This is a genomic window from Mucilaginibacter rigui (assembly GCF_014773275.1).
In the GTDB taxonomy this organism is placed as follows: Bacteria; Bacteroidota; Bacteroidia; order Sphingobacteriales; family Sphingobacteriaceae; genus Mucilaginibacter; species Mucilaginibacter rigui_A.
In genome coordinates, this window is sequence record NZ_JACWMW010000002.1 from 1104187 (window position 1) to 1116735 (window position 12549).

Sequence of the window (12549 nt, forward strand, 5' to 3'; positions counted from 1 at the left end):
TTAATTCTACGAATTATTCGTAGAATGACTAATTTATTAGTTATGTTTGTGATGTATTATTAATCAACCTTAAGTTTAAAGATATATCACAGTTATGAAAAAACTAATTACTTTATTTTTAGGCGTGTGCCTTATAGCTACAATTGCAAAAGCGCAAAAAACCGATAGCACCAGAGCGGTAGCCCATTATAAGTTTTCGCACCTGCGCGATACCACCAAACCCGATGATATTTATACTGAGAACATGGTGCTGTTTTTAGGCAGGAGCGCAAGCGTTTATAAAAGCTTTGACCGCAAAACGCAGGATGCCATGATGCGTAAACAAGTGGCAGAGCAGGTTGCCACAAGTGGCGGTGGCACTATCAATATAAGGATTAAAGGCGGCCGGGCCAGCAATACCGAGTACTTTACATTTGCCGAACAGAAGAAATTCATCAGAAAAGAAAAGCTGGTAAATAACTATCTTATAGAAGAGCCCATGCCGGTTATTAAATGGAGCATAACCAAAGATACGGCAAGTTTTTCGGGCTTAAAGTGCCAAAAGGCTACCGGCCATTTTGCCGGCCGCGATTACACCGCATGGTTCTGTCCCGATCTGCCCTTTCATAGCGGGCCGTGGAAATTAATGGGTTTGCCGGGTTTAATTGTAGAGGCTTATGATGCCAAAAAACAGGTGGTGTTTAAGTTTGACGGATTGGATAACGCCGATAAGCTGGAAAAGCCCGCGCCAGGCAGCGAGCCCGGTACCATACAAAGCGGTGGTGCTATTGTAAAGATAGTTGGCGTGGGCGATGATACCGACGACCCGTCTGTAATTGCACTGCCCTCAACAGGTATCAAGGCCAGCGAAAAAGAGTTTACCAACCTAAAGGACGCCATGAAAAAAGACCCGCAGGCGTTTATGCAATCGGCATTGGCCGGCTCGGGCGCAAGCTTTAAGGTGGCTCCCGGCGGCTCTAAAGATAAAATTCAGGTTTCGTCAGGCCCGGTTATCAACAACCCGTTAGAACTGCCTGAGAAAAAATGAGCCGGATATACAAACTGAACACGGCATTCATTATTTGTATGCTGTGCTCTGCCGCGGGCTTTGCCCAAAGCCTTAAAGGTACGGTTACCGATAGCCTGGGCAAGGCTATATCATACGCCAGCATTAATCTTAAAAACAGCAGCAATTTAATTATTGCCTACACCAGCAGCGATAATAAGGGGAGTTATATACTACAGATCCCCGCTGATGCCGATAAAAGCGGACTGGCAATTGAAGTAAGCTGTGTTGGGTTTAGCAAACAAAGTAAACAGGTTGCATCAGTAACCGCCGCTTATGATTTTAAGCTTACCAAAGCTATTAACCAGTTGCAAACGGTAACTATTAAGGATAACCGGCCCCGCCTGCGTGTGCATGGCGATACAACTGATTACAAGGTGTCAGACTTTAGCAGCCCGCAGGATAGGGTTATTGGCGATGTGATCAAAAAACTACCGGGTATTGATGTTGCCAAAGATGGCAAGATCAGTTACAATGGTAAGGCCATATCTAACCTGTACATAGGCGGCGATAATTTACTGGATGATAAGTATAACATTGCCACCAACAGCATCCCTAATGGCGTGGTTGACAAAGTACAGGTAATGGAAAACCATCAGCCTGTAAAAATGCTGAAAGATAAAGTAGTAAGCGAGGATGTAGCCCTTAACCTCACCATGAAAAAAGATGCCAAAATGCAATGGGTCGGGCAGGAAACCGTTGGCGGTGGGTTGCCTGATAAGTACTACGCCGACCTAAACGCCATGATGTTTAAGGACAAATACAAGGGCATCAACTACTTTAAAGCCAATAACACCAGTAATGATGTGGCAAATGATCTTATCTCGCACAATTTATCAAGCTACCTGTCAAGGCTGGATAATGACAAACCCGGCACGGTGCTTTCGTTAGGCACCGCCGGCGATCCTGATCTGCCGCGTAACCGCTACCTGTTCAATCAATCGGGCATCTTAAATTTAAATAACTTGGTTAACCTGAAGAAGGATGTACAGTTGCGTGCCAATGTATCGTACCTGCACGATAATCAGAAACAGAGCTACACCAAGTTAAGCGAGTATTATTTGCCTAATGATACCATAAGGTACGCCGAGGTGCAAAACAACAGGCGCAGGCCGGATATTTTGCATAGCCAGCTTGCGTTAAATGTAAACAAGGATAAATACTACCTGAACAATAATTTTATTGCCGACTATAGCCGCAATACCGGGTACTCGGCGCTCAACACAAACGGTACGCCTGTTAACCAGGTTTTTAAGGATAATTTGATGGATCTGTCTAACGAGTTTAACCTGATGAATACCTTTAAAGGCAACAAGATCATCGAGGTTTACAGTTACCTTAACCGCAGCACCGAGCCCGAGAACCGCGTGATAGACCCCGGCTTGAACCCTGATATTTTTAATAATAACGTTGTATACAAGCAGCTAACCCAAACAGTTGATATACCATCGTGGTTTACCAATAACTATGTGAGCTATAAGATCCCCGGGAACTTAATGACCCAGAGTTATAAGGCCGGGTTTAGCATCCAGTCGCAAAAGTTGCAATCGGCACTGAATGTAACCCAGCTGGATAATTCTGTTAACCTGGTGTCAGACAGTGCGGTGAACAACCTCCACTGGCAGCGCCGTAAGGTGTATGCCGAGGCGGGGTTTGATATCCCGGGAGATAAACTAAAGCTGACTGTTTCGTTACCAATAAATTTGCAGCAGATCAGTTATAAGGATAGTTATTATGGCCTGAATAAGGACCTTACCCGGTTATATTTTAACCCGCGTGCATCGGTAAAATACCAAACCAGTGTAGAAAACTATGTTTCGTTAGGCTATAATTTCCGTAATGATATTGGTAATATACAGGGCGTTTACAATGGCTATATCCTGCAAAATTACCGTTCACTATACGCCAATAATGCCGACCTTACCGAGCGTAAAACGCAATCGGCCAACCTGGGCTTTAATTACCGCAAGGCTATTACGCTGTTCTTTTTTAGTGTAAATGCAGGCTACACGCACATGAATGCCAACAACATTTCATCAAGCATATTAACCAATAATATACAGCAGCGTATTGTGCTGCCGTTTGATAATAATATGGATTCGTGGGTGGGGAGCGGCTACATGAGTAAGTATGCCTTTAGCCTGCGTACCACGCTGAGTGCGGGTGTATCGGTACAAACTACCAAACTAAATCAAATTCAGAATAACATCATCCTGCCTTATAATACCATTTCAACCGTTTATAGTGTAGGTGCTGATACCAAGGTGAGCGATAAAGTAAACTTTACCTACAAGGCCAATTATAGCCAAACAACCAGCAGCTCATCCGTAGTAGCGCAAAAAAGCAAGTTTGAGCGGTTGATACAGCAGGGAGTGGTAAATTATAACCCGTTGGGTAACCTGTTCCTGAGTGCCTCTGCCGATCATTACTACACCCACCAGCAGCAGTCTAACGACTTGAAATACGTTTTTGCAGATGCATCTATGCGCTACAAATTCAATAAAATAAAAGCAGATATAGAGATAAGCGCACAAAACCTGTTCAATACCAAAACGTATAGCGCCCTGTATTTATCGGCAAATACATTTACCAGCAGTTCATACACCATACCCGGCAGGTTTTTACTGGCTAAGGTGACATTTAATCTTTAGTGAGTGGTGAGTAGTTAAGTTGTGAGTGGCATCCTGGCATATCTAACCAAACCGTCATTGCGAGGTACGAAGCAATCTCCAGATGGGCAGTGACGCATGCCAGACGGTTAAGCATAGTTTTGAGATTGCTTCGTACCTCGCAATGACGCACGGGGAGAGGCTATTTGCGAGGGAAAATATGTTAGTTATACTCTTATTCTCCAAAAAGGGGCATGTCATCGCTGTCATCAGGCGGCGATGGCATCATTTCCATCACATAATCGCCGCAAACAATGCCATCGGCTATAATAAGGTGATTGCCCGACTGCCCGGGGCTATCAATTGCTATACCATGCAGGCCGCGATCCCATTGGCCTGTCGATATCATCTGTAACATTACCGTTTGTCCGTCTGCCTTAAGCAGTTGGTCGCCTGGCCTAAGCTGAGTTGTTTTTTTTACCGTATTATCAGCTAATACAAAAGGCTGGTCGCGTGTAACAATTAAAGAGCCTTCGCCAAACTCAAGGAAAAATAGGCCGTTTACCGGAAACCCGCCGGGGGTACCGTCACTAAATATAACCGCTTTTGGTACCGTGCCATCGGGTGTCCAGGCCGAAACTATGTTGCCCTGGGTTAATTGCTCTATTGGGGTAGTTCCGTTGGGTGTTGTAATTGAAGTGCCGTATGCAAAAGCCATAATTTAGATTTTAAGGAAAGATAGGCATTTTGGATAATAGCAGGAATAGGCGCGGGCAATTCGTTCGTCTATATCTTGCGTTGCCAACCTGTCATTTCTCCTCAACCCCACACGCAAACCCTCCCCGGTACGTTCGAAATGACAGGTTGGATAACAAAAAAAGCGATGGGTTTTACCCATCGCTTTTTTTATCAGGAGGCTTGCAAACTGCAAACCATCTACTGCAAACTGACCTACACAGCGTCAGACAGCGAACTAAATGTAAAGTCCCTTATGCGCATTGGCGGTATCAGGGCACTTTGGCTGCTTTCGCCGCTCACGGTGCGTTCTGCTTTACCAAGGGCATCCAGGTTGTTCAGCATAATAACAGGGCTTTCGTTAAACCTCAGGTTTTTAATAGGGAACTTGATCTGCCCGTTCTCTATGTAAAAAGTACCGTCGCGGGTTAAGCCGGTGTACAGTAATGTTTGCGGGTCAACCGGGCGTATGTACCACAAGCGGGTAACCAGTATGCCTTTTTCGGTTCCTTTTATCAGGTCTTCCAGGCTTTGGGTGCCGCCTTCCATAATAATGTTAGCAGGGCCCGGAACAGGTTTAACACCTTTCTTCTGCGCCCAATAACGTGAGTAACTGAAATTCTTAACCACACCTTTTTCAATCCAGCTCATTTTGCCCAGCGGCTGGCCATCGCCGGCCCAGTTGCTGGCGGGCAGTTCTATGTTTGATGGGTCTGAGTAAATATTCACACGTTCGTCCACCAGTTTTTCGCCAAGGCGGGTTTTGCCGCCTGGTTTGCTTAAAAAGCTGCGGCCTTCATCGGCGCTGCGGGCGTCGAGGCTGCCGTACAATTGCTCAAGCAGTACAATGCCGGCGGCGGGTTCAAGTATCACGGTGTATTTACCCGGCTCAATAGCCTTGGCACCGGTTGATCCTGCTGCTTTTTGTGCTGCCCGTTTGGTAAAGGTAACAGCATCCATTTTAGCAACATCGTTATAATCTTTAGTGGCATAGCCCGATCCCTGCCCATCGGCGGTACGTAAAGTTACCGAGAAGTTGATATCGGTTGATTTATTGTACGCAAACAAACCCTTAGAGTTCATGATGGCGCTGAAACCTGCGCTGCTTTCCAAAAAGCCGGCAGCGGTAAGCTTGTTGTCTTTTGATATCTGCAGGCTATCGCCTACCAGGGTGGTGCGCTGCGCGGGTGTCATAGCCGCGGTTGCAGGTACAAATGTTTGTGCTGCAGGGCCATAAGTTTGCGGGCCAAGCATCGGCATGTATTCCGGGTTCTCGGGCGCCAGTTGTGCCAGCTCTTCTGATTTTTTTACGGCTGCTGCAATAGCGGCGTCGCTATAATCATTCAGGGTTATAACCCCCAGCTTTTTACCAAATGCCGATGATATGGCCATGCTGGTACTGCTTATAGCGCCACTTGTTGATACCGTGTTGCGTGCGTACCTTATATTGGCCGAGTCAGACCCGTTCAGGTTTATTTCACATTCGTCGGCTTTTGAATAGCTGAGCGCTTTTTTCATGATAGCGCGGCATTCATCTTCAGTTAAAATAGCCATATGTTTATATTTTTCTTGCTGTATTAATTACGTTAACCCCGTTAAAACGGGCTGTTGATGAACCGTGCGATACCGCGCTGGCCTGCATAGGCTGGCCCTTACCGTCAAAGAAAGATCCGCCTAAACGGTAGTCGTCCTTATCGCAAACTGCCGAGCAGGCGTTCCAGAACTCCTGGGTATTGGCCTGGTAAGCTACATCGTTAAGCATGCCTGCTATCTTGCCATTCTTTATCTCGTAATAAAGCTGCCCGCTAAACTGGAAGTTGTAACGTTGCTGGTCGATAGAAAAGGAACTGTCGCCAATGATGTAGATGCCTTTCTCCACATTTTTGATCATATCCGCAGGAGAAAGTTTTTCCTTGCCCGGTTGCAGTGATATGTTCGGCATGCGCTGAAACTGTACATCGCGCCAGCTTTGCGAGTAGCAGCAGCCTTGTGATTCTTTCAGGCCGATGATATGCGCCTGATCGCGGATGGCCTGGTAATTTACCAGGATACCATCTTTAATAATATCCCATTGTTTAGTACCAACGCCTTCATCATCGTAACCCACAGCACCAAGCGAACCCGGCTGTAATTTATCGGCCACTATGTTTACGTTTTTGCTGCCAAAGTTAAATTTACCCGATTTCCATTTATCTAATGTTAAGAAACTGGTACCTGCAAAGTTAGCCTCGTAACCCAACACGCGGTCAAGCTCTGACGGGTGACCAACAGATTCGTGGATGGTTAACCACAGGTGGCTTGGGTCAAGCACCAGGTCGTATTTACCCGGCTCAACCGATTTTGCTTTCAGCTTTTCGGCGGCCTGCAAAGCTGCAGCCCCTGCATCTTCCAGCATATCGTAGCGGTCGCGGTATAAAGTGGTTTGGCTTTTTATCTTTTCGCTTTCTTTAGGCATCAGGTACTCGTAACCCATGCCACGAGGTGCACTTAATGAGCTGCGGGTTTCAAACTTGCCGCTCTTCTCATCAATTTTGGTAACCCCGAATACCGGCCAGATGCGGTGGATATCCTGGTCGATATATGAACCATCAGTTGAGGCAAAGTATTTTTGCTCGTTCACCATAAACAGTACCGAGTTAACATAGTTGGCGCCATTTTTAAAAGCGGCGTCGTTAACAGACAGTAACAGGTCGGTTTTTTCTTTCATCGGCACCTCAAAAGCATTGCGCTCTATAGGTGTTTTCCAGGTTACTTCGCCATACCCTTTTTGCGGTGCAAGCTGCACCGGCTCGGTTTGTATGCGCGAGTTTTCTTTGGCAATGGCTACGGCCAGTTCGGCAGCGCGCGCTATGCTATCGTTGTCCAGCTTATCTGTTGCGGCAAAGCCCCAGCAGCCGTTGGCAATTACGCGGATCCCCATGCCGTAGCTTTCGGTATCCACAATATTTTCGATGTTTTTATCGCGGGTAACCACAAACTCATTAAGGTAGCGGCCAAGGCGCACATCGGTATAAGTGGCGCCTTTTGCGCGTGCGGCATTAAGGGCTACATCGCTCATGCGTTTTTTTATGGCTACGTCAACGTCCCGCATACGGGTGCCCGGTACAACCGGCGAACCAAGCGCGGTAAACTGGCTGAGCATGGAGGCACTGATGCCCATGCCCGTAAGGTAAAGGAAATCTTTTCTTTTCAAAGTGGGTCAGTATTAATTGCCTAAATATAGTAAATTGATGTGCGGATATGCAAATGTGCTGATGTGCGGATGAGAAAATATGCAGATGATTTTAATTCCCCTCTTGAGAGGGGTTAGGGGTTGTGTTATAAAAGCGATTTTAAAATTGTCATGGCGAGCGTGCCGAGTCATTAGTCGCACACACAGACCTTCGACAAGCTTAGACTGGCATAAAAGTTTATTTAGAAAATCAAGTGTTGTGGTGCTTTGGTCACGGTAGTCCCGCTATCCGCTATACATGGTATACGCTGCTATCGGGTTTAGAGGTGGGGCTATGAATTGAGCAATGTGGTACGCGTGTGAACTCGCGAGAAATATCATGTTCTATGTTTTTTTAAATGTGTTTTCGTTAAAGCCACCTATTTTAATATGTGCATTAAAATGTATAACGAAAGCACTATCATCTATTTGACCTCTCATAATATTGACTTTCGCGTACCTTTCATCGGACTGATAAGCATCAAAAAAAATCTTCATATCTATATTTTTAATGAAATTAACACCTAAATAAATTGCTTCAAGTGCAGCAACATCATATTTAATAATTCCTGGTTGATTAAAAACTCTGATTTCCTTTTCATAATGCCAATCTAATGCCTTATATGTCATTGCGTTTTTTATTGCATAATTAGCATTCTCAAAAATATTAAGATGGTCCATTCCACTTGCATAAATAACTCTTCTTATATCCGAAAACTGTTTCTGCAAAATTTCAGTGTTAAATTTTAAACAGGCTCCTTTATGACAATCAGCGTAATGAGACCACATTAAGATATTTTCGTGATTTTCTGTACAACAAAATGCGCCCGTTTTTGCTAGTTGCATCATGAAGCAACGTATATTGTACATTAGTGGAAGGTCATTGTCCTTATCAGTACCATTTAAAAAGTACTCCTTTAATTTTGAAAATTTCTCTTCAACAAACTTAGTTGCTGTTCCTAATGTGTATATCGGGGGCTGAAATAAATGCCCTTCAAACGGGTCATTAAATTGTTCTGGCGAAGAAAATTTGAGAGTTTGGTCCTTCAATATCGTTAATAAGGTTTTGGCACTTACATACTTGTAAATATATTTTGGCATAGACATGTTTAAATATACTACTAAATGTACGTTTTGGAAAAAACGACTTTATTACATTTTGGGAAATGTCAAGAGATACATCTCTGCTGACGCGCGCGTGCGCTAGTAGAGTAAATTTTAAACATCTCATTATTAACGTTTTATGATTTTAGCGCGCGTTCACGGTAGTGAACGTGAACATACGGCAGTTAATGGTTCGAGAGGCTCACCATGACAACCACTTACAATTCACTCAATCAACCCATCTACTGCCTGTTACGTGTTAGCACGTAGGTTTTGGCAAATTTATCGTGCCAGGCCTGGCGATGGTCATCCCATAAAATAGCGAGGTAACCAATGCCCAATACCGTACCCGAAACAAATTTGCCCAGGTTGCGAAAAAAAGCTTTCATAAAGCTAAGCCTTCGGCCGTCGGCATCAACCACTACAATACCGCACATCCTTTTGCCTATGCTGCCCTGCATTTTGCTTGCCTCGAAAAAGGTGTTGTAAAAAACAACTATAATAAATGTTAATAACAGGAATAGCGAATAGGTATTCAAATCACCCATGGTGTAGGTGTTGTTCAGCAGCCTTTTGTATATGGCTAAAATAATTGGCGGTACAAAAAACGAAAATACGATGCTGGTGAGAATATAATCAATAAAATAAGCCAGCAGCCTTACCCAAAAGCTGGCAAGGTTATCTTCGGTGGGGAAGTAAATGCCTTGCGCTTCAAAATAATAAAAAAACTCGGGCAGGTCTGCCGCGCGTTCCCAATCTTCGGCCTTCGGCGATAATACCATGGTATCAAGCCCGGGGGCCATCTCAAGCACTTCTTCTAAGGTAAAAGGGCCTTTTTCTTCGTCGTTTATTGATATGTAGTAACCGTCTGTCATGTGAATTATAAATCCCGATAAATATAGCGCTTATTGTATTATTGCGCACTTATGAATTCATGGCGTAAACAATAATGTTCACCCCGAATTTTGTGTTGTCCTCGGCCAGGAAGCGCTTGTTGCGGAAATCGTAGTCCCACTCACATCCGTAATCCTTACTGCTGTATAACACGCCAATGCGGCCGCTTATTTCTATAGCTTTTAAATAATCGTGCACCAGGTCGTCGCCCCAGCCGTTCAATTCGAATGATGTAGTAGGCGGGCCTTTATCAAACTTAAAAAAAGAGCTGTACAGCTTGTGATTGTTCGGTATTTTCTTCATGGCCGCGGGCCCAAACAAGGCCGCCATCTGCGCTTCGAATGATTTGGCAAAAAGCCCATCTATATCGTGGTTGCAATCGTCAACAAAAACAAAGCCGCCGTTCTGTACATAGCTTTTAAAGTTGGCTTTTTCTTTGCCATCAAACTGTACCAGTTTATGCCCGCTCAGGTAGCAGAAGGGATAATTAAAAATATCGTCGCTGCTTAGGGGGATAACCTTTTCATGCTCGTTGATGGGGATGGTGGTGTACTCCAGCAGCGAGTTAAGGATATTTGATGGCATGCGCTGGTCGGTATCCCAATCGCCGCTTTGGTAGCTTAACCTTGTAAAAGTGAATTTTTGCCCGTGTGCCATCTGTTACTAAAACCCTAAAATTAAAACAAAATTATTGCCTGCTTCCATTAATAAACGTAACAGGTTGTAAAGTTTTAGATACTTTGTTGTGTTTTTGACAAAAATGCATGGTATTTAGTGAAAAGCGTAATATCTTGTGAGGGGATTGGGTGAATATATGCTCACCAGTCAATTGACTCACCCCGACATCGCTATGCTTGTCGACCCTCTCTGCTTTCGCAAAGAGGGTGAAGATGGGAAAAATGGCAAAACCCTCTTTCTGCGCAGCAAAGAGAGGGTGGTCGAGCGAAGCAACGACCGGGTGAGTAAACTACGGGAATAAATTTTAACACCAAACACATTGGAACTGACCGAGAAAAATATAAAAAACCTGCTTGAAAAATTACCGCAGCTAAAAGCCGAGATACAAAAAGTAATTGTAGGGCAGGATGCCATACTGGACGAATTGCTGGTTGCTTTTTTGGCCGGCGGCCATTGCCTGCTGGAGGGTGTGCCCGGGTTGGCAAAAACACTGATCGTTAAAACCATGTCGCAGGCGCTGCATTTGGCGTTCAGGCGTATCCAGTTTACGCCCGACCTGATGCCGACGGATATCGTCGGTACCGAGATACTGGAGGAAGATCACGCCACCGGCAAGCGTTTCTTTAAATTTAACAAGGGGCCGTTGTTTGCCAATATTATTTTGGCCGATGAGATAAACCGTACCCCGCCCAAAACGCAATCGGCCCTTTTAGAAGCGATGCAGGAATTTGAGGTGACCTACGGTGGGCAAACTTACCCGCTTGATAAACCCTTCTTTATCCTGGCTACACAAAACCCTATTGAGCAGGCAGGTACCTACCCACTACCCGAGGCGCAGCTCGACAGGTTTTTATTGCTGATAAAAATTGGCTATCCAACACCCGAGGAAGAATTTGCGATACTAAACCGTACCACCGGCACCAAAAAGGCCGAGGTACAGGCGGTTATTACTGCCGAAGAGATTATTCAGGCGCAGGCGCTGGTAAGGCAGGTAACTATTAACGAAGATCTGACCCGTTACGTTAGCGAAATGATCCGCGCTACCCGCCCGGATACTACCACCGTTAATTACGTAAAAGAATGGGTACGCTGGGGAGCAGGGCCGCGCGCAGGGCAGGCATTAATATTAACAGCAAAAGCCCGTGCTTTGCTAAAAGGCAGGTATGCTGTTTTAATGGAAGATATCCACGCTATGGCGCCTGCCGTTTTAAGGCACCGTATACTGATGAATTTTAAAGCCGAAGCCGAAGGCATCAACTCCGACAGGGTAACCGAAGAATTGATAAAGGTAATAGAACGCAAAGGTTCATTATAGCCTCACCTTGCCATTTCCACAAGAGAGTGTTTTGGGAATAGATCTAAAATCGTAAATCTAACATCTAAAATTAAATCGTGCTCGACCCTAAAGTATTAATGACCATTAAGGATTTGCCATTATTGGCGAAAACGGTTATTGATGGCTTTATGAATGGCTTTAACAAAAGCACCGTAAAAGGCCCCGGGCTTGAATTTAGCCAGTACCGCAGTTACCAGCCGGGCGATGATCTGCGCTGGCTTGACTGGCGTATGTTTGCCCGTAGCGACAGGTATTATATAAGGGAATCGGAGATCGAGACCAGTATCTCCGTCAGGTTTTTGGTGGATGCCAGCGCATCTATGAACCATGACGATAATGGGATCAAAAAAATAGAGTATGCTAAAACACTAACCGCCTCATTGGCTTACCTTGCCAATTTGCAGGGCGATTCGGTTGCGCTGAATGTGTTTAAGGATGGCGAGTTATTCTCTATCCCATCTAAACCCGACCCGCAACACTTGCAGCGGTTGTTTTACTACCTGCAACAGGTTGACCCTGCCGGTACATTTACAAAACCTATCCATTATAAAGAATTATTTGCCGGCACAGGCCGTAAAGAGCTATTAGTTTTTATAACCGATATGTACCAGGCCGATGGCGAAATTAACGCCCTGCTTAATTCTTTATCGGCGCTGAAGCATGAGATCATAGTGTTCCACCTGATGGGGCAAAATGAACTGGATTTCGATTTTAAAGGATTTTCTACATTGGAGGACCTGGAAACCGGCGAAACCATACAGGTAAACACCCAGCGTGCAAAAGCTGCTTACAAGGAAAAATTACAAGGCCATCTGGCTGCCATCCGGAGCGAACTTTTAGGTAAGCGTATTGCCTACCGCATGGTGAGTACCTCGCAGCCGCTTGATGAAGCTCTGCGCGATTTTTTGATTCAGCGTAAAAAGGGGGCAAAGTAGGC

Annotated in this window: 10 protein-coding genes; 4 read left to right on the plus strand and 6 right to left on the minus strand. The window is 45.0% G+C overall.

Annotation, left to right across the window (positions count from 1 at the left end):
* Nucleotides 1-94: 94 nt before the first annotated feature.
* On the plus strand, nt 95-1027 hold the full coding sequence (locus IDJ75_RS11935) for a GLPGLI family protein (RefSeq protein ID WP_191175846.1): 933 nt from the start codon (nt 95-97) through the stop codon (nt 1025-1027).
* The gene (locus IDJ75_RS11940) at nt 1024-3696 is read left to right on the plus strand and encodes a TonB-dependent receptor (protein ID WP_191175847.1); all 2673 of its coding nucleotides are present in this window, start codon (nt 1024-1026) and stop codon (nt 3694-3696) included. Before IDJ75_RS11935 ends, IDJ75_RS11940 begins: the two co-directional genes overlap by 4 nt.
* Before the next feature lie 193 nt (nt 3697-3889).
* Here IDJ75_RS11940 and IDJ75_RS11945 read toward each other — a convergent pair whose 3' ends face one another.
* The 6 genes from IDJ75_RS11945 to IDJ75_RS11970 form a co-directional block, all read right to left on the minus strand.
* Nucleotides 3890-4372: a hypothetical protein gene (locus IDJ75_RS11945; RefSeq protein ID WP_191175848.1), complete on the minus strand. Its 483-nt coding sequence runs from the start codon at nt 4370-4372 to the stop codon at nt 3890-3892.
* 233 nt (nt 4373-4605) lie between these two features.
* A complete protein-coding gene (locus tag IDJ75_RS11950; protein ID WP_191175849.1) occupies nt 4606-5943 on the minus strand; it encodes a TldD/PmbA family protein in 1338 nt (445 codons plus the stop codon).
* 4 nt (nt 5944-5947) lie between these two features.
* Nucleotides 5948-7582 carry a TldD/PmbA family protein gene (locus tag IDJ75_RS11955; protein ID WP_191175850.1) on the minus strand — a complete coding sequence of 545 codons (1635 nt, stop codon included), beginning with the start codon at nt 7580-7582 and terminating at the stop codon, nt 5948-5950.
* 363 nt (nt 7583-7945) lie between these two features.
* Nucleotides 7946-8701: a DUF2971 domain-containing protein gene (locus IDJ75_RS11960; protein ID WP_191175851.1), complete on the minus strand. Its 756-nt coding sequence runs from the start codon at nt 8699-8701 to the stop codon at nt 7946-7948.
* Between the two features lie 245 nt (nt 8702-8946).
* A complete protein-coding gene (locus IDJ75_RS11965; protein ID WP_191175852.1) occupies nt 8947-9579 on the minus strand; it encodes an RDD family protein in 633 nt (210 codons plus the stop codon).
* 49 nt (nt 9580-9628) lie between these two features.
* On the minus strand, nt 9629-10255 hold the full coding sequence (locus tag IDJ75_RS11970) for a DUF4159 domain-containing protein (RefSeq protein WP_191175853.1): 627 nt from the start codon (nt 10253-10255) through the stop codon (nt 9629-9631).
* A gap of 340 nt (nt 10256-10595) precedes the next feature.
* Between IDJ75_RS11970 and IDJ75_RS11975 the strand changes: the two genes are divergently transcribed.
* Together IDJ75_RS11975 and IDJ75_RS11980 are read left to right on the plus strand one after the other, a co-directional pair.
* Nucleotides 10596-11591: an AAA family ATPase gene (locus IDJ75_RS11975; protein WP_191175854.1), complete on the plus strand. Its 996-nt coding sequence runs from the start codon at nt 10596-10598 to the stop codon at nt 11589-11591.
* 77 nt (nt 11592-11668) lie between these two features.
* Nucleotides 11669-12547, plus strand: coding sequence for a DUF58 domain-containing protein (locus IDJ75_RS11980; RefSeq protein WP_317173765.1), 879 nt, complete (start codon nt 11669-11671; stop codon nt 12545-12547).
* Nucleotides 12548-12549: the final 2 nt, after the last annotated feature.

What these genes read in the sequence shown, in the direction of transcription:
- IDJ75_RS11940 (WP_191175847.1), top strand. Translation starts at nt 1,024, where the DNA reads ATGAGCCGGATATACAAACTGAACACGGCATTCATTATTTGTATGCTG.
- IDJ75_RS11945 (WP_191175848.1), bottom strand. Translation starts at nt 4,372, where the DNA reads ATGGCTTTTGCATACGGCACTTCAATTACAACACCCAACGGAACTACC.
- IDJ75_RS11935 (WP_191175846.1), top strand. Translation starts at nt 95, where the DNA reads ATGAAAAAACTAATTACTTTATTTTTAGGCGTGTGCCTTATAGCTACA.
- IDJ75_RS11960 (WP_191175851.1), bottom strand. Translation starts at nt 8,701, where the DNA reads ATGCCAAAATATATTTACAAGTATGTAAGTGCCAAAACCTTATTAACG.
- IDJ75_RS11970 (WP_191175853.1), bottom strand. Translation starts at nt 10,255, where the DNA reads ATGGCACACGGGCAAAAATTCACTTTTACAAGGTTAAGCTACCAAAGC.
- IDJ75_RS11965 (WP_191175852.1), bottom strand. Translation starts at nt 9,579, where the DNA reads ATGACAGACGGTTACTACATATCAATAAACGACGAAGAAAAAGGCCCT.
- IDJ75_RS11950 (WP_191175849.1), bottom strand. Translation starts at nt 5,943, where the DNA reads ATGGCTATTTTAACTGAAGATGAATGCCGCGCTATCATGAAAAAAGCG.